The 18,542-nt window shown below is 67.5% G+C and carries 16 protein-coding genes; 1 reads left to right on the forward strand and 15 read right to left on the reverse strand.

The genetic code is table 11. From position 1 onward, the window contains the following. Nucleotides 1–22 precede the first annotated feature (22 nt). The 12 genes from ACSFA8_RS24290 to ACSFA8_RS24345 form a co-directional block, all read right to left on the reverse strand. Nucleotides 23–1,165: an ABC transporter substrate-binding protein gene (locus ACSFA8_RS24290; protein WP_435482036.1), complete on the reverse strand. Its 1,143-nt coding sequence runs from the start codon at nt 1,163–1,165 to the stop codon at nt 23–25. Further along, entirely contained in the window at nt 1,165–2,331 is a 1,167-nt protein-coding gene (locus ACSFA8_RS24295) for an ABC transporter substrate-binding protein (RefSeq protein ID WP_435482037.1), read from the reverse strand. Before ACSFA8_RS24295 ends, ACSFA8_RS24290 begins: the two co-directional genes overlap by 1 nt. Nucleotides 2,332–2,518: 187 nt before the next feature. Continuing rightward, nucleotides 2,519–3,262 (reverse strand): SDR family NAD(P)-dependent oxidoreductase, encoded by a 744-nt coding sequence (locus ACSFA8_RS24300; protein WP_435482038.1) that lies wholly within the window; start codon nt 3,260–3,262, stop codon nt 2,519–2,521. 7 nt (nt 3,263–3,269) lie between these two features. Then, complete coding sequence (locus tag ACSFA8_RS24305; protein ID WP_435482039.1) at nt 3,270–4,076, reverse strand: cyclase family protein; 807 nt, start codon at nt 4,074–4,076, stop codon at nt 3,270–3,272. Nucleotides 4,077–4,197: 121 nt separating this feature from the next. Further along, nucleotides 4,198–5,481 (reverse strand): SDR family NAD(P)-dependent oxidoreductase, encoded by a 1,284-nt coding sequence (locus tag ACSFA8_RS24310; protein ID WP_435482040.1) that lies wholly within the window; start codon nt 5,479–5,481, stop codon nt 4,198–4,200. Next, entirely contained in the window at nt 5,478–6,650 is a 1,173-nt protein-coding gene (locus ACSFA8_RS24315) for a thiolase family protein (protein WP_435482041.1), read from the reverse strand. The genes ACSFA8_RS24310 and ACSFA8_RS24315 overlap by 4 nt, the downstream gene beginning before the upstream one ends. Beyond that, nucleotides 6,647–8,272 (reverse strand): AMP-binding protein, encoded by a 1,626-nt coding sequence (locus tag ACSFA8_RS24320; RefSeq protein ID WP_435482042.1) that lies wholly within the window; start codon nt 8,270–8,272, stop codon nt 6,647–6,649. Before ACSFA8_RS24320 ends, ACSFA8_RS24315 begins: the two co-directional genes overlap by 4 nt. 7 nt (nt 8,273–8,279) lie before the next feature. After that, nucleotides 8,280–8,762, reverse strand: a complete 483-nt coding sequence (locus ACSFA8_RS24325; protein ID WP_435482043.1) for an aromatic-ring-hydroxylating dioxygenase subunit beta — start codon at nt 8,760–8,762, stop codon at nt 8,280–8,282. Between the two features lie 109 nt (nt 8,763–8,871). Continuing rightward, nucleotides 8,872–10,188: an aromatic ring-hydroxylating oxygenase subunit alpha gene (locus ACSFA8_RS24330; RefSeq protein ID WP_435482044.1), complete on the reverse strand. Its 1,317-nt coding sequence runs from the start codon at nt 10,186–10,188 to the stop codon at nt 8,872–8,874. A 14-nt stretch (nt 10,189–10,202) separates the two neighbouring features. Continuing rightward, nucleotides 10,203–11,195 carry a PDR/VanB family oxidoreductase gene (locus ACSFA8_RS24335; RefSeq protein ID WP_435482045.1) on the reverse strand — a complete coding sequence of 331 codons (993 nt, stop codon included), beginning with the start codon at nt 11,193–11,195 and terminating at the stop codon, nt 10,203–10,205. A 22-nt stretch (nt 11,196–11,217) separates the two neighbouring features. Next, the gene (locus ACSFA8_RS24340) at nt 11,218–12,717 is read right to left on the reverse strand and encodes an indolepyruvate oxidoreductase subunit beta family protein (protein ID WP_435482046.1); all 1,500 of its coding nucleotides are present in this window, start codon (nt 12,715–12,717) and stop codon (nt 11,218–11,220) included. 2 nt (nt 12,718–12,719) lie between these two features. Further along, nucleotides 12,720–14,903: a thiamine pyrophosphate-dependent enzyme gene (locus ACSFA8_RS24345; protein WP_435482047.1), complete on the reverse strand. Its 2,184-nt coding sequence runs from the start codon at nt 14,901–14,903 to the stop codon at nt 12,720–12,722. Between the two features lie 140 nt (nt 14,904–15,043). Here ACSFA8_RS24345 and ACSFA8_RS24350 point away from each other — a divergent pair, with 140 nt between their 5' ends. Continuing rightward, on the forward strand, nt 15,044–15,532 hold the full coding sequence (locus ACSFA8_RS24350; RefSeq protein WP_435482048.1) for a MarR family winged helix-turn-helix transcriptional regulator: 489 nt from the start codon (nt 15,044–15,046) through the stop codon (nt 15,530–15,532). Nucleotides 15,533–15,554: 22 nt separating this feature from the next. On the opposite strand, the gene ACSFA8_RS24355 is transcribed toward ACSFA8_RS24350, so the two are convergent. From ACSFA8_RS24355 to ACSFA8_RS24365, 3 genes are read right to left on the reverse strand one after another with little or no spacing between them, the layout of a single operon-like run. Further along, nucleotides 15,555–16,361 (reverse strand): alpha/beta fold hydrolase, encoded by an 807-nt coding sequence (locus ACSFA8_RS24355; protein ID WP_435482049.1) that lies wholly within the window; start codon nt 16,359–16,361, stop codon nt 15,555–15,557. Then, entirely contained in the window at nt 16,358–17,359 is a 1,002-nt protein-coding gene (locus tag ACSFA8_RS24360; RefSeq protein ID WP_435482050.1) for a 3-hydroxybutyryl-CoA dehydrogenase, read from the reverse strand. Before ACSFA8_RS24360 ends, ACSFA8_RS24355 begins: the two co-directional genes overlap by 4 nt. Beyond that, nucleotides 17,349–18,422 (reverse strand): NAD/NADP octopine/nopaline dehydrogenase family protein, encoded by a 1,074-nt coding sequence (locus ACSFA8_RS24365; protein WP_435482051.1) that lies wholly within the window; start codon nt 18,420–18,422, stop codon nt 17,349–17,351. Before ACSFA8_RS24365 ends, ACSFA8_RS24360 begins: the two co-directional genes overlap by 11 nt. Nucleotides 18,423–18,542: the final 120 nt, after the last annotated feature.

Raw genomic sequence — 18,542 nt, forward strand, 5'->3', positions numbered from 1 at the left:
GGATGGGTGGGCGTGCCCGGGCCTAGGGCACCAGCTTCCACTGGCCCTTTTCCATCCGGACCACCACGATGCCGCGCTGGTCGGAGCCGTACCGGTCGTCGGGCTTGAAGGTGTAGATGCCGTGCGTGCCGACCAGCTCCTTGGTCGACACGATCGCCTCGCGCAGTGCGGCGCGGTACTGCGGCGTGCCCGGCTCACCCTTGGTGCGCGAGGCGGCATCGGCGAGCAGCAGGTAGGCGTCGTAGGTGTAGGACGAGAAGGCATCGGTGGGCACCGCGCCATGCGTCTTCTGGTAGGCCGCGCGAAACGCCATCGACACCTTGCGGATCGGGTTGCTCTCGGGCAGCTGGTCAGCCACCAGCACCGGGCCGCTGGGCACCTGCAGGCCCTCGATCGATGCGCCGCCCACGCGCACGAAGTCGGCGTTGATGAGCCCGTGCGTGCCGTAGATCTTTCCTTTGTAGCCGCGCTCGGCCAGCGCGAGGTACGGCAGCGCGCCGGGTGTGCCCGAGTTGCCCGCGAAAACCGCGTCGGGCCGGCTGCCGATGATCTTCAGCACCTGGCCCGCCACCGACGAGTCGCTGCGCGCATAGCGCTCGTTCGCGACCACCTTGATGCCGGCGGTGGCGGCGCTTTTCATCAGCGAGTCGTAGGCGAGATCACCGAGCGCATCGGAGAAGCCGATGAAGGCGACCGTCTTCACATCGGACTTCTTCATGCGCTCGACCACCGCAGCGACCATGAGCGGGAATGGCTGCGACACCGTCACCGTCCACGCGCCGTCCGCACCCGGAATGGTGACCGGCGTAGGCGAGATGAGCGGCGTATTGAGTTCGCGCGCGACCGCCGCGATGGCCATGGCACCCGGCACGCCCGAAGTGCCGATGAGCACGTCGACCTTGTCTTCCACCACCAGCTTGCGCGCGTTGCGCCCGGCGGTGGTGGGATCGGAGGCGTCGTCCAGCACGATCAGTTCGACCTTGCGGCCACCGATCTGCGGATGCTCGGCGAGCGCGGCGCGAATGCCTTTTTCATACGGCACGCCGAGCGCGGCCACCGGGCCCGAGAGCGAGCTGATGAAGCCGACCTTCAGATCGGCCGCCATGGCCTGCGCAGCCGCCAGAGCGAGTGCCGTGGCGCCAAGAATGCGGGGAATGGTGTTCATCACTTGTCCAGCTTCCACTGGCCCTTTTCGAGCTTGACGACGACGCGCGAGCGTTCGTCGGAGCCGTAGCGGTCGGTGGGTTTGAAGTTGTAGACGCTGTGCGTGCCCACCAGCTCCTTGGTGCTGACGATGGCATCGCGCAGCGCCAGGCGGAACTGCGGCGTGCCGGGCTCGGCCTTGGTGGCCGCGGCACGCTGCGCCGCGTCGAGGAACAGCAACCAGGCGTCGAAGGTGTAGGCCGAGAACGCATCGGTCGGCGGCGCGCCGTTGGCCTTCTGGTAGGCGGCACGGAAGTCCATCGAGACCTTGCGGATCGGGTTGTCGGCCGACAGCTGCTCGGCCACGATCACCGGGCCGGTCGGCGCGAGCAGGCCTTCGACCGCGGCGCCGCCCACGCGCACGAAGTCGGGGTTGATCAATGCATGCATGCCGTAGATCTGGCCCTTGTAGCCACGCTCGGCCAGCGCCAGGTAAGGCAGCGCGCCGGGTGTTCCCGAGGTGCCGGTAATGACCGCGTCGGGCCGCAGCGCGACGATCTTGAGCACCTGCCCGGTCACCGACGTATCGGCACGCGCATAGCGCTCGTTCGACACGACCTTGATGCCGGCCGGCTCGGCGCTCTTTTGCAGGGCGTCGTACACCAAGTCGCCCCACGCATCGGAGAAGCCGATGTAGCCGACGGTCTTCACGCCCGACTTCTTCATGCGCTCGACCACCGCGCTCACCATGAGCGGTGCCGGCTGCGGCAGCGTGACCATCCAGGCGCCGTCTTCGCCGGGCAGGTTGGCGTTGGCGATGGAGATCAGCGGCGTCTTCGTTTCGCGGGCAACGGCGGCGATGGCCAGCGCGCCCGGCGAGCCGGCGGTGCCGATGATCACGTCGACCTTGTCCTCGTCGATCATCTTTCGCGCATTGCGCGCTGCCGTCGACGGGTCGGACGCATCGTCCAGCTGAACCAGCTGGATCTTGCGGCCACCCAGCTCGGACTTGTAGGCGACAGCCGCCTTCATGCCCTTTTCGTACGGGATTCCGAGCGAGGACACCGGCCCCGACAGGGAGGTGATGAAACCGACCTTGAGATCGGCAGCCCATGCGCCTGCTGCGGACAGGGCGCCAAGACCGAGGGCAATGCCCGCGGATGCACAGATTCGGATCAGGACTTTCATGGCAATGCTCCAGAAGGTTTCACAGGACGACGGATGGATGCGCAGATGGTTGGTGCAATGCGAGCTTCGTGCCAACCTTATGATTTATGAAATGTTTAGGTGTAAAGCATATTAGCCACGCATCCGGGTGATGACAATAGAAACAACGCTGAGTAATTCGCGATTTCGGCGTGCCTGGCGCGCACCGCTACAGGGCGAGACTGCCCACGCTGGTGCCACCGCACACATAGAGCACCTGCCCCGTCACGAAGCTGTTGGCGGGTTCCGCAAAGAAGCGCACCGCGCGCGCCACGTCGGCCGACTCGCCAAGGCGCCGCACCGGCACCGACGCCGCCAGCGCGCGTTCCTTGTCGCTGCCGGCTTCCACCACGTCGTAGAACATGTCGGTGCGGATCGGGCCTGGTGCGACCACGTTCACCGTGATGCCGTCGGCCGCCAGTTCGAGCGCCCAGGTACGCGCCATGCCCAGCATCCCGGACTTGGTGGCGGAATAGGCGGTGCGCGTGGGCATGCCCACTGCAGCCCGCGAAGACAGCAGCACGATCCGCCCGAACTGCTGCGCCCGCATGCAGGGCAGCGCCGCCTGGACAAGCTGCACCGCGCAGCCCAGGTGCAACTCGACCAGCGCATCGAGGTCTTCGAGCTTCACGTCGGCGAGCAGCGCGGGGCGGATCACGCCGGCGTTGTGGACCACGGTCGTGACTTCGAAGCGCCGCACCAGATCGGCCGCAGCCTCGGCCGTGGCTGCGCGGTCGGCGAGATCGACTTCGATGCTGTGCAGCCGCGGGTGATCGCCCGCCGGCTTGCGCCGGGCGAGAGAGACCACGTCGTAGCCCTGCGCCAGCAGGTCTTCGCAGATGGCCTTGCCAATGCCGGCGCTGCCGCCGGTGACCGCAGCGACGCGGCGCTGCCCTGTGGAGCCGTTCGTCATGGTCGAATCACCCAGCCACCAGCGCGAGCACGCGCAACGGGCTGCCGCTGCCCTTCTCGATCTTGAGCGGCGGGCAGATCAGCACCGCGCCGGATGGCGGCAGCAGGTCGAGGTTGCTCAGGCACTGCAGGCCATAGCGCCCGGCGCCATGCATGTAGTAGTGGCACGGGTATGGCGGGCGCAGGTGGTAGCCCTGCCCGGCATCGGTGCCGATGGCCTCGGAGCCGAAGCCCAGCACGTCGCGCTGCTCCACCAGGAAGCGCACGGCATCGGTGCCCGGGCCCGGCGTGTGCTGGCCCGTTTCGTCGAAGTTCTGGTAGGCCTCCGGATCGGTGCGCTTGGACCAGTCGGTGCGCATCAGCACCCAGGCGCCCTTGGGAATTCGGCCGTGCTTCGCTTCATAGCGCTCGATGTCGGCCACGCTCAGCAGGTAGTCGTCGTCGGTTTGCACGGCGGCCGAACAATCGATCACGCAGGCCGGCGCCACGAAGTGCTGCACCGGGATCGTGTCGACCGAGTTGTTCGGCAGGTCGCGGCCCGAGATCCAGTGGATCGGCGCGTCGAAGTGCGTGCCCGTGTGCTCGCCGCACGAGAAATTGTTCCAGTACCAGCCCGGGCCGCGCTCGTCGTACTTCGACACTTCCTCGATCCGGAACGGCCAGCACTGGCCCATCTCGGGCGGCAGCGCGATCTGCGGGAACTCGGGCGTGAGCGTCTGCGTGAGGTCGATCACGCGGATGCGGCCACTGGCCATTGCGGTCACCAGGCCGCCAAGAATTTCGGCAGCGGACATCAGTTCGGTTGTCGTCGTCATTTCATTCTCCGATCTCTGTTCCAGGAACACCGCGGAACCGGCTTTGCCGGGCCGCTGGTGTTGCCCCCTGCAAGGGGGAAGGCGCGCGCGACACGAAGTGCGCGAAGCCTGGGGGTGTGCTTCATGTCCCGGCGGCCAATTCGCGCTCCAGCACCTTGGGGTTGTCGCGCCAGCGCTCCAGCCATTCCTGCGCCACGTCGCCCGGGTAGATGTCTTCCACGCCATCGCGCAGCGCCTTGACGATGGCGCTGGCCAGCGTGGCCGGCGCCAGCTTGGGCGGCGGCATGTGCTGGTTCCACTCGTCGTCGATCGGCCCGGGGAACACGTTGATCACCCGGATGCCGGCCGGCCGCATCTCGGCACGCAGGCACTGCGCGAGCGAATGCGCCGCCGCCTTCGATGCGCTGAAAGTGCCGTGCGGCGGAAAGTTGCTGAGCGCGTAGATCGACAGCAGGTTGACCCAGGCCGTGGCACCGGTCGCACCGTCGGCGGAGCGGCCCTTGAGCGCCGGCCCGAACTCCTGCGCCAGGCGCAGCAGGCCGAAGTAGTTGATGTCCATCTCGGCCTTGGCCACATCGGTGCCGCGCCGGGCGCCGATGCCGAAGGTGCGGTGCACCTCGGCGTTGTTGACGACGATGTCGACCTTGCCGCCGATCTCGCCAGCCAGCTCGACGACCGAGCGCCCGTTGGTCAGGTCGAGCGGCACCAGCGTGACCTGCGGCAGCGCCGAAATGTCGTCGAGCCCGTCACCCATCTTCTTCCAGGGCTCGGCATGGCCGACCCAGACGATGTCGGCACCGGCCTTGACCAGCGCGCGCACGATGGCCTGCCCGGTTTCGGTCTTGCCGTCGGTCACCAGCGCCTTGCGGAACTTGGGGTCGCTGGTCATTTCACGCAGCATCTTGTCGTCGGCCATATGGGCACTCCCTTCATTCGGAAAACCAATGAGAACGGCCTGTCCCGCGCGATCCAGCCGGGCACCGACACGGACGCGCGGAAGCGCGTCCCCATCGGAATTCCCGCGTTGCGGCGCGTCCTCCACTTCGCCGTGCAGGTGCACCATGAGCGTCGGGCCGGCGTCGAGGTGCACCAGGCCCAGCCGCCAGGGCAGCCGCTCGCGAAAGAACAGGTCGTTGCTGTGATGCAGCGTGGTGCTGGCGAGCAACACGCCCTCGCCGCCTTGCGCCCGCCAGTGCAGGTGCGGCGAAAGACACTTGTGGCAGGCCTCGCGCGGCGGGTATTGCACCGTGCCGCAGTCTTCGCAGGTCTGCAGCTCGAAGCGTCCTTCGGCCGCGGCGGCCGTGATGCCCAGCGCAACGCGTCCGCGCGCCCACGGCGGCAGATTCATCTGCCGGGTGCGCAGCACCGGGTTCTTGCGCGGGGGGCGCATCATGGGCATGGTCATGCGGATCTCCCGAGGATGACAGCGCCTGTGCACAGGCAGCGGTCGTAGGTCACCATGCCGAAGCCCGCAACCAGGCCCAGCTGCGCATCAGGCACCGTGCGCGGCCCGGCCTGACCGGTCAACTGGCGAACCGCCTCGACCATGCCGAGAAAGCCACCCGCTGCGCCGGCCTGCCCGGCCGACAGTTGCCCACCGCTGGTGTTGTTCGGAAAGCTGCCGTCGAAAGTCATGGTGTGCGACTGCACGAAAGCCGGGCCTTCACCCTTCTCGCAGAAACCGAGGTCTTCGAACTGCATCATCGCGATCACCGGGTAGTCGTCGTAGGTTTGCACGAAGTCGAGCGCTGCCGGCTGCACGCCGGCCTGTGCGTAGAGGTCGTCGCGATCCACGCGCCAGCCGCCCTGCACCATCACCGGGTCGTCGGCAAACGCGTTGTGCCGTTCGATGGCGCCGCGGATCACCACATGCGCCAGCCCCAGGTCGCGCGCGCGTTCCTCGCTCATGACGAGGAAGGCCTCGGCACCGGCGCAGGGCATGACGCAGTCGAACAGGTGAATGGGGTCGGAGATGGGCCGCGCCGCCATGTACTCGTCGAGCGTCAGCGGTTTCTTGAACATCGCATGGGGGTTGCCCAGCGCGTTGGTGCGCTGGTCGACTGCGATGCGGCCGAAATCCTCCCGCCGCGCGCCATAGGTGCGCATGTAGTTCGCGGTGATGAACGCGAAAATCGAGTTCGGTCCGCCGGAACCGTAGGGGTAGCTCGCGTCCCGCGCGAAATTGCTGAAGCTGCCAAGCGTCTGCCGGAAGGAGTCGACGTGGTTGGTGTCGGCGCCGACGCAGGCCACGAAGTCCGCGTCGCCTGCCTGCACGGCGCGCGCGGCACGGCGCAGGCACATCACGCCCGACGCGCCGCCGGTAGGCACATGGTCGAGCCAGCGCGGCGAGAGGCCCACGTGCTGAGTCACGCCCACGGCAGTGTCGGGCGCCAGCGAGAAGCTGCTGAGGCACAGCCCGTCGATCTGCGCCTTCGGCACGCCGCTGGCCTGCACCAGCGCCTCGAGCGCCTGCCCGATGAACCAGTGCGCCGTGCGCGTCGAGTAGCGCACGTAAGGCACGGTGACTGGCACGGCCACCGCCACGCCTTCGTAGGAAAGCCGCCGCTTTGTCATGTCTGCCTCTTTTTCATGGCGCGTGTGTCGATGCAGTGCGCCTGCCCGGGCAGTGCGTGCGCCAGTTCGCGCAGTTGGCCGCGCTGGATCTTCTGCGATGCGGTGAGCGGCAGCGCGTCGACGAAGGCGACGTAGCCCGGCGCCTTGTAGTAGGCGAGCTGCGCCAGCGCATGCGCGACGATGCTGGCCGCGACCTGCTCGCGCTGCGATGCGTCCGCATCCTCGCGCATCACGATGCAGGCCAGCACCTCGTCGCCGCGCACCGCGTCGGGCGTTGCGGCCACGGCCGAGGTCTTCACGGCCGGGTGCTGGTTGAGCACGCTTTCGACCTCGACCGCCGAAATGTTCTCGCCGCTGCGACGGATCACGTTCTTCTTGCGGTCGACGAAGAAGAAGTTGCCTTGCGCATCGCGCCGCACCAGGTCGCCGGTGTGGAACCAGCCGTCGGCCCAAGCCTCGCGCGTCGCCGCTTCGTCTTTCAGGTAACCCGAGAAGAAGTAGCGCTTGGGGTCGCTGCCGGCGGAGCGCACCAGCAGCTCGCCCGGCGCGTCGACGGCGACGTCGTTGCCGTCCTCGCCCACGAGGCGGATCTCGACGAAGTCTTCCTGCCGCCCGAAGCAACTGGTGCCGACGAGGCGCGGCTCCCGGTTGGCCATCACGCAGGCGGCAGCACCGGTCTCGGTCATGGCCCAGGCCTCGACCAGCGGAAAGTCGAAGCGCGCTTCGAAGGATGCATGGTGCTTGCGATCCACACCGGCGCCGAAGCCCCAGCGAATGGCATGCTCGCGATCGGCCGCCGATGCCGGCGCGGACAGCAACATGGCCGGCATCACGCCGAGGTAGTGCACGATGGTGGCGCGACTCTCGCGTGCGCTGGCCAGCCAGGTTTTCGGATGAAAGCGGTCGAGCTGCACCAGGCAGCCGCCCGCCACCAGCACCACCATCGTGGAGAACGCCATCGCGTTCATGTGGTTGAGCGGCAGCGGCGTGATGACGCGCTCGGTGTCGCGCCGGATGCCGCACACGCCGTCGAGCGTGGCATACCACTCGCCGGCGCGCAGGAAATAGGCATTGCCGAGGATGCAGCCCTTGGGCCGTCCGGTGGTGCCCGAGGTGTAGAGCAGGCTGCACTCGGTATCGAGGCCGATGGCCTCGCCGGCGCGCGGTGCCGCTGTCGCGGCATAGGGCACCTCGTCATCCGGCCCCATCGTTTCGAAAGCGACGCCGGCCTGCACTGCCGCGGCGCGCAGGTCGTCGGCGCGCCCGCGCAGCGTCACGGCCAGGCCGATCTCGCTGTGGCCGATCAGGTAGACCAGCTCGGCCGAACGCATCTCGGAATTGATCGGCACCACGCTCACGCCCAGTGCGTTGAGCGCGAACCAGTGGAACAGGAAAGCCGGCCGGTTCTCCAGCAACAGGCCGACGCGGTGGCCGTGCCCGTAGCCCGCCTGCGCATAGGCCGCGCGCAGGCGCTCGACCTGCGCCGCCGCCTCGCCCCATGGGATGGCGCCGGCAGCGATGCCATACGCCGCCGCCGTCACCGACTCGGTGAACAGGAACTCGGCCTCCGGCGTGCGCGCCGCGGTGGCCTTGAAAACGTCGTGGACGGTGGCGTGCTGCATCGCGTCCCTAGATGAAGAGTTGCACCGCTGGCAGCGCAGCGTCGCAGTTGAGGAGGTTGACGCGCTTGAGCGTCATGCGCAACGCACCCTCCTGCACCGAAAGGTGATGGAAGAAGGTGCCGACATAGAACTGAAGCTCATCGCCCTGCGACTCGGTGTAATGGAACCCCGTGCGCACCACATAGCGGTTGGCGGCCTCGTCGAAGGCTTCGACCACCGGCACCTGCAGCAGGTGGTGGCAGCGACTCGGCGGCTGCTGCGAAAAGGCGCGCGGGCTCTTGAGGCGCTCGATGCGCAGCTCGCGCAGCAGCTTGTCTTCATAGAGGTGCGAGGTGTGATTGAGGCCGTCTTCCTGGTCTGGCACCAATGGCACCCAGTAGAAGGCGTCGTCGGTGAAGAGCGCGTTCCATTCCTCGTAGCGGCGGGTGTCGAGCAGATGTGCTTCGTTCACGACAAAGTCGATCAAATCCTGGCGAACAATCTCGGTCATTCAGACGCCTCCTTCCAGGAACACCGCGGAACCGGCTCCGCCGGTCCGCCGGTGTTGCCCCCTGCAAGGGGGTTGGCGAAGCGACACGAAGTGCGCGAAGACTGGGGGTTCATCTCATGGTCTCTGTCATGCGTTCGGCCCAGCTGCGGTACTGGTTGCGCATGGGCAGCTCGCTGGTTCCGCCCGTCGTGATCTCGCCGCCCTTCAGCTCCGAAGGCTCGTAGTTGCGGTGCAGGCCGACCCACTCGTTGCCACTGGCATGCAGGCCGGCCTGCATGCCACGGTAGGCCTGCAGGTCGTCATGGCCCACCACTGAAAAAGGCGAGTTGATGAGCCGGTTGTACATGGCGGTGCGTTGCAGCAGTTCAGGCGGTGCCCCCTTGAGCCGGAACGTCCAGCTCTCGACCAGCGTCTTGTCGGCCGCTATCGGTTTCACCACGCGGATCGCCTGGATCGCACCCTTGATGGTGAGGTTGGGGTAGTACACCGTGTTGTGGCGCGCCATGCCGAGGATCTGCGCGGTGCGCTCCTCGCCGTAGCGTGCCTTCATCGCGTCGTCGTATTCGGGGATCGCCTTGTACTTGCTGTGGATGCTGAAGTGCACCCCGGTGAAGCTGTGGCCGTTGTCATACGTGCGGATGCCCATGTCCTCGAAGAATTTGTAGTCCGACATGAAGGGCACGAACTGCTCGACCGCCATCGGCTTGGGTTCGTCGGCCGGCTTGTCGGCCCACATGCGCTTGGCTGTGCCGGCGGAAGACTCGTGCGCCACCATCGGGTGCATGGTGTCGTTGAGGTTCTCGACGAACATCTTCCAGTTGCACTGGTGCACGAAGCGCAGGCAGCCGCCTGCGATCTCGAGTTCACCTTCGGGCGAGCGGTCGGCCATGTTGTCGATCGAGCTCAGCGAATCGCCGAAGTACTCGTCGAAGTCCGGGCCTGCATCGTTGATCTTGACGAAGATGAACCCGCGGTAGCTGCGCACGTGCTTCACCGTGGTCAGCCCCTTGGCCGATTCGCACTCGTGCAGGGCGGTGTTTTCATAGCCGGTTCTGAGCGGGATGGCGAGCAGCGCGCCGTCGGTCTTGAAAGTCCACGCGTGGTACGGGCAGCGAAAGAACTTTCCGGTGTTGCCGCACGGCCCGCTCACGAGCCGGGAGCCCTTGTGGGCGCAGCGGTTCATCATGGCCCGCACCGAGCCGTCGGTGTGGCGCACGATGATCAGCGGCCGGCCCGCGATGTCGTTGCTGAACCAGTCGCCGGACTTGGGAATCTGGCTTTCGTGGCCGACATAGTTCCAGGTGTTGGCAAAGAAGTGCTCCTGCTCGACCTCGAACAGCTCCTGGCTGATGTAGAGATCGCGGTGCACGCGGTCGTTCTGAACCAGCGCACGCACGGCATCGGGGTTGTTGCGGTAGGAAGTCATTTCGTCTCGCTCCTTCAGATGTCCAGCACCAGGCGCGGGCCCTTGACGCGCGAGATGCAGATCTGCATGACATTGCCCAGCGCTTTCTCGCGCGGGGTCAGCACGTAGTCGCGGTGGTCGATGTCGCCTTCGAGCACCGGCACCGCGCAAACGCCGCACTCGCCGCGCTTGCAATCGAACATCGGGTCGCAGCCGTGCTCGATCAGGCAGTCGAGAACGCTCTGGTCGGCCGGCACAGTAAAGCGCTGGCCCGACTGGGCAAGCTCCACCTCGAAGGGCTGGTCGCCCGCTTCCGCGACGGGCTCGGTGAAGAGTTCGAAGTGCACGCGGTCGTGCTCCCATCCGCGCGCCTGGGTGCGGGCGAACACGGCGTCGAGCATGACCTTGGGGCCGCAGACGTAGAGGCGATCGCCGGCGGGGCAGGCGTCGAGCAGCGTGTCGATGCCGAGTGGCGCGCCGGCTTCCGCGTCGGCGTGAATGCGGAGATCCTCGCCCAGCAGTGCCTGCAGCTCCGGCAGAAAGGCCATGAGGTCGCGGCTGCGGCCGGCGTAGTGCATGCGAACCGGAAGGCCCTCGGCTCGGCGGCGTGCCGCCATGCTGGCCAGCGGCGTGACACCGATGCCACCGGCCACCAACACGGTGCCGCCAGGGCCGGTGTGCAGCGGAAAGTCGTTCTTCGGCAGCTCGATCGTGAGCAGGTCGCCGGGGTTCACGCGCTCATGCATGAAGCACGAGCCGCCGCGGCCTTCGGCCTCCTTGCGCACCGCGATCACGTACTCGGTGGGCGCGTTGGTGGCATTGCGCGCGGTTGCGAAGTTGATGAGCGAATAGTGGCGCCAGTCGATGGCGCCGTCGGGCAGCTTCACCTGCACGCGAATGTGCGCTCCGGCGCTGAAACCGGGCAACGCGCCGCCATCTTCGGCGGCCAGGCGCAGCATGCGGATCGCCGGATTCAGTTGGCGCGCTTCGGCAACGCGCAGGGACAGGGTGGCGGGCTGGGTGGACATCGCTATTCCTGGAGTTTCTTCTTCAGGCCAGCGCATGCCGCGCCAGCGCGGCTTGAAGCTTCTGGCCATGTTCATCGGCAAGCGCGGCATCGCGCAGCTCGCGCAGCGTGGCGGGCGCGAGCGTGGCGCCGGCGCGCTGGAAAGCGCCGATGACCGTGTCGTAGTTGCGCAGGCCCCGCTCGCGGGTGTCGCTGTAGCCCTTGACCAGCCGCTGGCATTGCGCAAGCTCCACCGCGAGATCGGGGTTGCGCAGCGCGGTTTCGGCAATGCGCGCGAGCCACGCCTCGATGTGCTGGTTTTCCTCGGCGTAGCGGATGGTGGAACGGCGCCAGCGCTTCATGGCGGCCACGGTGCGCAGCATCAGGTAGCCGCGCAGCGAGCTGGTCTGGATCACTCGGCCGTGCTGCGTGAAGCGCTCCACCGTTTTCCGCGGCAGGCCCGAGTTCATCAGCCAGCGGCCAATGCCGCCCGGCAGCGTCTCGCAGATCTCCTGGATCCGCGGATGCATGTATTCGTTGATGGCAAGGATCTGCCCTTCCTTCACGCTCGCCTCGCCGCGCACGCGCTCGAAGCGAGTGGCACGGGTCTTGAGCGCGGCGACGCGGGCCGTGTCTTCGTAGGACATCCAGAGCGCGAGGTAGCGCGCGGTCTCGCGCAGCAGGCGGCCGTCGTCGTTCGCGGGCAGCTTGGCCATCGCAGCCATGCGATCGAGGTAGAGGCCCGCGTAGTCCGTGTCCTGGTAGTCGATCAGGCGACGCACACCTTCGAGCAGGAAGTAATGCGCCGGGGCCGGAAAGTCGCGCTGCGCGCGTTCGACCAGTGCGCGCACGGCCGGGTGCTTCGGCTGCGGCGCCGGCACGGCCGTTGCGACTGGCGACTCTTCCTCGGTCGCGCCTTGTGCCCGCAGAAAAGCAGCACCGAAGGCCTTGAGGCTGGGCTTCACGCCGACGCCGCCGCGCTCGATGGTGGCTTCAAACTGGGCCCGGGCGAAAGGCAGCACGCCTGAGCCCGCCAGCGCGCCGAAGAGCACCGCGCTGATCACGCTGCCTGAGGCCTCGGCGGCCTGCTGCATGTCGAAGCGGATGAAGCGCTTGGCGGCCTTGTTCGCATGCGCGAGCAGTTCGCTGCTGTCGACACGGCCGTCGCCGAGAGCGCTTTTCTCTGCGATCGAATAGACGCGGTGGGTCGACGCGACGAGCGTGGTGCGATCCGCCGTGACCAGGCCGCGCTGCACGGCGCGGCCAGCCTCCATGAGCTCCGAGGCCAGCACCACGTCGACATCGCCCGGCAGCGGCATCAGCGCGAGCACGGGCTGGCCGCCGTCGGCCGCTGCCTGTGCAGCCGGGTAGAGCTCGACGTAGTAGATGGTGGCGCCGGTGCGCTGGGCCACGCCCGGCACCGAGGTGGTCTGGGCGACATAGGCATTGGCTTCACCCATATCGACGATCCAGTCGGCCAGGACGCCACCGCCCTCGCCGCCCATGGCGAGGATTGCGATCTTTATGGGCTGCGCGCTGCTCATGTTCAGAACGCCCAGGCTGCGCGTCGCTTCGCTTCGCCGCGCTGCAGCCAGCCGATCACGCCGCTGCGCACGCGCTCACGCACGCGATCCCAGCGGTTCGGGTTGTTGACGATCTGCGCCTTGTAGAAAGAGGGGCACAGCACGGCGGCATGCGAAACCTCGCCGCACACGCCGCAGCCGACGCAGCTGTCGAGCACCGTGGCAACCGGATCGGTGCGCAGCGGATCGGGGTTGGGCTTGATCGACAGCGACGGGCAGCCCGACAGGCGGATGCAGGAATGGTCGCCGGTGCAGGTGTCGGCATCGACACCGAACTTCTCGCGCACCACGCGCTTGCCGCTGGCGATGGCCTTGCGCACCAGCGGCTTCTCGCGGCGCTGCTTGTTGAGCATGCACTCCGATTGCGCGATCAGGACCTTGGGGCCCTTCTGCTTGGTGGTCAGCGCGTCCCTGAGCGCATCGCGCATGCCGGCCACGTCGTAGGTGCGGCGCAAGGTCTTCACCCACTCGACGCCCACGCCACGCACCGCGCGTTCGATCTCGTGGCCGGTGCTGCGCGTGGCATTGACGGCGTGCGACGAAAGAATGTCCTGCCCGCCGGTGGCCGAGGTGTAGTTGTTGTCGACCACGATGGTCAGGTTGTCGCTCTTGTTGAAGACCGCATTCGCCACGCCGCTGGTCAGCCCGTTGTGCCAGAAACCGCCGTCGCCCATCACCGAGATCGCGCGCTTGCCGGCCGGCGCATTGAGTGCAGATGCACCGGCACCGCCAAGGCCGTAGCCCATGGTCGTGTTGCCGATGCTGAACGGCGGCAGGATCGAAAACAGGTGGCAGCCGATGTCGGCGCTGACGTGGTGCGCGCCGAGTTCGCGTTCGACCAGCTTCATCGCGCTGAAGATCGGCCGCTCGGGGCAGCCGGTGCAAAAGCCGGGTGGGCGCGCATGCACGCTGTCGCCCAGCGGCAAGGCCGGCTCGGGTGCGCCGTCGACGCCGATGGCAGCCACTTCCTTGAGCGGGATCACCTTGCGCACCGCCGCGGGCACGGGCAGCGGTGCAAGGCGCTCGTAGCGTTCGCAGAAGCTGCGCGCGCCTTTCAGCAGTTCGGCCGCGGTGTATTCGCCGGCAACCGGCAGCGTGTCCTTGCCGTGCAGCGCGGTGGTCGATCCGGCCTGGCGCAGGATGGTCGCGAGGTTCTGCTCGACGAAGTTGGGCTGGCCCTCTTCCACAATCAGCACCGCGCGCTTGCCCTCGCAGAAACGGATGACCTCGCTCTCGATGACTGGATAGGCCACGTTCATCACATAGAGCGGCACCTTCGTCTCGCCGTAGACATCGGCCAGGCCCAGGCGTTCGAGCGCGCGCAGCAGCGTGTTGTAGCTGCCGCCCTGCACGATGATGCCGATGTCGTCGGCGTCTTCGGAGAAGAACTCGTTGAGCTTTCTCTCCTCGATGAAGCGCACCGCAGCGGGCCAGCGATCTCGCACCTTTTCCTGCTCGTGCACGAAGCTGGCCGGCGGCAGCACGATGCGGCTGACGTCGCGCTGCGGGTTTTCGAGCGCGTCTTTCAGCGTGAATTTGGAGCGCCGGTTGTCGCCGGCAATGAAGTGGCCGTGGACATGGCAGGCGCGGATGCGCAGCTGCAGCATCACCGGCGTGTTGCTGGCTTCGGACAGATCGAACCCCTGTTTGACGGCATCGACGATGCTCGGCAGGTTGGGCCGTGGATCGAGCAGCCAGATCTGCGACTTCATCGCGAACGCGTGGCTGCGCTCCTGCATGATCGACGAGCCTTCGCCGTAGTCCTCGCCCACGATGATCAGCGCACCGCCCGTGACGCCGCCCGACGCCAGGTTGGCCAGCGCATCGGACGCGACATTGGTGCCCACTGTGGCCTTGAACGTCACGGCGCCGCGCAGCGGGTAGTTGACCGAGGCCGCGAGCGTCGCGGCGGCGGTGGCCTCGCTGGCGCTGTTTTCGAAGCGGATGCCGTGCTCGGCGAGGATGTCCTGCGCGTCGGCGAGCACGTCCATCAGGTGCGAGATGGGCGCCCCCTGGTAGCCGGCAACATAGGAAACCCCGGACTCCAGCAGCGCCTTGGTTACAGCCAGAATCCCTTCACCGCGAAACACCTCGCCGCCGGACAACCGCAGTTTCTTGACTTCTTCTACGAATGAACGCTCAGCCATGGTGGTCTTTCATCTCTTGGGGAACGGTGCGATGGGTGTCGCACCGTGCTTTCTATAATGTTGACAACTGAATGTATTCACAATCATGAATTACCCTAGACAAGCAAGCGGCATGCCCGAATCAGCCCTGGGAGACCTTCATGGCCGCACTGCCCGCTGAATCGCATCGCTTCGTCGACGACTACCTGCCGGCCTTGCTGGCGCAGGCCAGCCAGCTCATCTCGTCGGAGTTCCACGTGGTGGCGCGCCAGCACGGCTTTTCGGTATCGGAGTGGCGCGTGATGGCCTCGCTGGCGGGCAGCGAGCCGGTCAGCATCGGCGAGCTCGCGCAGGTGACCGTGACCAAGCAGCCCACGGTGACGCGCCTGCTCGACCGCATGGAGGCACGCGGCCAGATCGAGCGGCTGCCCCATGAGAGTGATCGCCGCATCACGCTGGTGCGCATCACGCGCAAGGGCACGAAGGCGGTGGAGCACCTGATGCAACTGGCCCGCGAGCACGAGCTGCGCGTGCTCGAACCCTTCGGCCTGCGCCGCGCCGAAGAGCTCAAGAACACGCTGCGCCAGATGATCGAGTTGCACGCGCACGCGCCGGCCGACGCGGACGCCGAAGACACCCACGAAGGCTGAGCCAGCATCGGGCGCATGGCGTTCAGGACGCCGACGGTTCCAGAAACGCCAGCACCGCGCGCGCAAAGGCTTCGGGCATCTGGTCGGGCAAGGGCACCATGCCGCCCTCGATGTCGACCACGCGCGCCTGCGGCAGATGCTGCAGCAGCTCGGCGACATGCGGCGCCGCAAACGCATCGTCGGTGGCGCGAATGATCAGGACGGACTGCACGACACGGCCGATGCGGTCTTCCATCCGGTATGCGGCGACCGCGCGGTGCCCTTCTTCAAGGCGGCGCCCGACCTTCAATGCATCGAGCACGAAGGCTTCGAGCAGTTCGGGTCGACCCGGCGGGTAGAAGCCCTGGCGCTTTTGCCACAGTGCGGCGAGGTGCTGGCCATCGTCGCTGGGCTCGACCTCGTCGATCGGCGGCCGCTCGGCGCGCGCGCGGCGAAAGGCGCCGTCGGTGAAGGGCGCGGACGACAGCACCAGGCTGCGCACGCGCCGGGGAAAGGCGGCAGCCAACTCCACCGCGATGACGCCGCCGGTGTGGTGGCCGACCACGTCGGCGCAATCGATGCCCAGTGCGTCAAGCAGCTCGCACGCCACGCGCGCCCAATGTTCGATGCTGGCGGGCGCCTCGCCGGCCGCGGAATCGCCGAAGCCGGCGGTGTCCATCGCAATTGCGCGCCGGTGTGCGCCGAGCAGCGGCAGCACCTCGCGGTATTCGGCCCAGCTGCGGGGCGACTGGTGCAGCAGCAGCACGGCGGGTGCCTGCGGCGGGCCGCACGCGGCATAGTGCACCTGCCCCACCGACAGGTCGGCAAAGGCGCGATGGATCGGGCTCATTCCAAGGTCTTGGTCGCCGGCGCGCGCCACAGGCCCGCGTGCCGGAGCGCCCCCAGCGTTCTGGACAGCACGTCGCGCCGGTAGGCGGCGATGTCGCGCCCTTCGTAGCCGTAGAACCCGCTGCCGCTCTTGAGGCCGAGGCGTCCCTCTTCCACCATGCGGTCTACGATGGCGGGCGCGGTGTAGCGCCCGCGGTCGATCGACACGGCCATCTCGCGGCTGGCGTGGTGCAGGATGTCGCAGCCGCCGAAGTCGATGAACTCCACCACCCCGAGCGCGGCAAAGCGCAGGCCCAGGCCGTAGCGCGTGGCCTTGTCGATCTCTTCTGCGGTGGCGGCGCCCTCCTCGATCATGCGTGCGGCCTCGTTCATCACCAGCGCCTGCAGCCGCGGCACGATGTAGCCCGGCGATGCGCCGCACACCACGGGCAGCTTGCCGATCGCCTCCATCAGCGCCTTGGCGCGGGCCAGCACGGCGGGGTCGGTGGCCGGATGGCAACTCAGTTCGACCACCGGAATCACATAGGCCGGGTTGAGCCAGTGCATGTTGAGAAAGCGGCCGGGGTTGCGAACCAGCGCGGCCAGCTGCGTCACGAGGATGCTGCTGGTGGTTGAGGTCAGGATCGCGTCGTCGCGGCAATGGCGGTTCAGCTGCGCGAAGGCATCGCGCTTGGCATCGAGCGTTTCGGGCACGCCTTCGAACACCAGCTCGGCCGCCTGCAGTGCGGCGGGCGCCTCGGCCGCATTCACGAGGTCGACGCGCGACGCGATGGCCTGAACCTGCGCCGCATCGATGACGCCGAGCTGTGCCAGGCCGTCCAGGCTGCTCTCGATCTCGGCCCGCGCCTCGCCTGCCAGCTTGTGCCAAGCGTCGTTGCTGCGCGAACGCAGGTCGATCAAGGAGATGCGGTGGCCCGCGTAGGCAAACGCGATCGCGATGCCGCGCCCCATGCGGCCTGCGCCGACGGCCGCGAAACGCGGCAGCGCTTCATTCGCCATCGTGCAGCCTCTGCGTGAGCTGCGCCGGAGTCAACTCGGCGAGCCCGAGCGCTTCGAAGGTGCGCTCGCCAAGCCGCAGGTCGCGCCCCAGAAAGCCGCCCACGATGGCCAGCAGGCCGTGGGCAATGGGTGCATCGACGCCGGCATGGCGCGCGGCCGATGCAAGGAAGGCCAGCCCGAGTTCGGTGTCTTCGGTGATGTAGCGGTGCGCGTAGAGGTCGATGTTCTCGCGCCAGTCGCCCGACTTGACGAGCTGCTTGTGCGCATCGCCGTACATCCACCGGTCGTTGTTGTAGTGGTCGGCCAGCGGATAGTGCGGCGCGCCCTGCCCGAAGGCTTCGCGCACCGCGATGCGCTCCTGGTCGAGCCGGTCTGTCACGTCGCGCACGGCGCGCTGCGTGCCTTCGTTGTGGATGTCCCAGCGCTCGAAATGCTGTAGCGGCGCCGCGTTCATGACCATCAGCGGCGGGTGGATCACCGGCCCGGCATTCATCAGGGCGCCCGACAGCGCGTCGCCGCAGCCATGCACGCTCGGGTAGGCCTTGCGGATCACCGCGATCGCCTCGGCCGCCTTGCGGGCCGGGTAGACCCCGGTGGGGAGGCGGACGGCGCGTATCGTCAGATTCACCTCGCGCTCGCCGTGCTTGCGCGCCAGGTAGGGCAAGGTGCCCGTTTCGGCCCAGGCCACGTCGGCGTGGCTGCCCGCCTGCGCCACCGTCCGCGCCATCACGAAGCTGCCGAAGGTACCCGGCGGCAGAAAGACGACCTGCCCGTCTGCCAGGTGCGGCGCCATCTCCAGGGCGATGTCGTGCTGGGCGATGGCCGGCGTGGGAACGACGATCAGTTCGGCGCCGCGCAAGGCGGCTGCGATGTCCGGCGTGGCGAGCGCGAGCGGTACTTCGCGTGTGCCGGCGGCATCTTTCAGCGTGATCGCGCCGGCGCGAACAACCGGCTCGAGCGCCGCGGCGTCTCGGCGCCACAGGCGCACCTCGTGGCCGGCTTCGGACAGATCGGCAGCGGCCGCGTAGGCGCCGTGCCCGCCGCCGAGAATTGCAATTTTCATGGTCGAAAGCGGAAGAACGGGAATCGATGAACCGGCGCCGGGCTGCGGAGCCGGAGAAGTAATGCGCCATTACATTACTTTTCATCAATTCATGTGTCAACCACATTTTCCATAGCGTGT

Source organism: Variovorax nitratireducens (genome assembly GCF_051216545.1).
Lineage (GTDB): Bacteria > Pseudomonadota > Gammaproteobacteria > Burkholderiales > Burkholderiaceae_C > Variovorax.

Coding starts and splice junctions, on each gene's coding strand:
- ACSFA8_RS24330 (WP_435482044.1), bottom strand. CDS start 10,188: ATGACTTCCTACCGCAACAACCCCGATGCCGTGCGTGCGCTGGTTCAG.
- ACSFA8_RS24335 (WP_435482045.1), bottom strand. CDS start 11,195: ATGTCCACCCAGCCCGCCACCCTGTCCCTGCGCGTTGCCGAAGCGCGC.
- ACSFA8_RS24340 (WP_435482046.1), bottom strand. CDS start 12,717: ATGAGCAGCGCGCAGCCCATAAAGATCGCAATCCTCGCCATGGGCGGC.
- ACSFA8_RS24320 (WP_435482042.1), bottom strand. CDS start 8,272: ATGCAGCACGCCACCGTCCACGACGTTTTCAAGGCCACCGCGGCGCGC.
- ACSFA8_RS24365 (WP_435482051.1), bottom strand. CDS start 18,422: ATGAAAATTGCAATTCTCGGCGGCGGGCACGGCGCCTACGCGGCCGCT.
- ACSFA8_RS24295 (WP_435482037.1), bottom strand. CDS start 2,331: ATGAAAGTCCTGATCCGAATCTGTGCATCCGCGGGCATTGCCCTCGGT.
- ACSFA8_RS24350 (WP_435482048.1), top strand. CDS start 15,044: ATGGCCGCACTGCCCGCTGAATCGCATCGCTTCGTCGACGACTACCTG.
- ACSFA8_RS24360 (WP_435482050.1), bottom strand. CDS start 17,359: ATGGCGAATGAAGCGCTGCCGCGTTTCGCGGCCGTCGGCGCAGGCCGC.
- ACSFA8_RS24290 (WP_435482036.1), bottom strand. CDS start 1,165: ATGAACACCATTCCCCGCATTCTTGGCGCCACGGCACTCGCTCTGGCG.
- ACSFA8_RS24310 (WP_435482040.1), bottom strand. CDS start 5,481: ATGACCATGCCCATGATGCGCCCCCCGCGCAAGAACCCGGTGCTGCGC.
- ACSFA8_RS24325 (WP_435482043.1), bottom strand. CDS start 8,762: ATGACCGAGATTGTTCGCCAGGATTTGATCGACTTTGTCGTGAACGAA.
- ACSFA8_RS24300 (WP_435482038.1), bottom strand. CDS start 3,262: ATGACGAACGGCTCCACAGGGCAGCGCCGCGTCGCTGCGGTCACCGGC.
- ACSFA8_RS24355 (WP_435482049.1), bottom strand. CDS start 16,361: ATGAGCCCGATCCATCGCGCCTTTGCCGACCTGTCGGTGGGGCAGGTG.
- ACSFA8_RS24315 (WP_435482041.1), bottom strand. CDS start 6,650: ATGACAAAGCGGCGGCTTTCCTACGAAGGCGTGGCGGTGGCCGTGCCA.
- ACSFA8_RS24345 (WP_435482047.1), bottom strand. CDS start 14,903: ATGGCTGAGCGTTCATTCGTAGAAGAAGTCAAGAAACTGCGGTTGTCC.
- ACSFA8_RS24305 (WP_435482039.1), bottom strand. CDS start 4,076: ATGACGACGACAACCGAACTGATGTCCGCTGCCGAAATTCTTGGCGGC.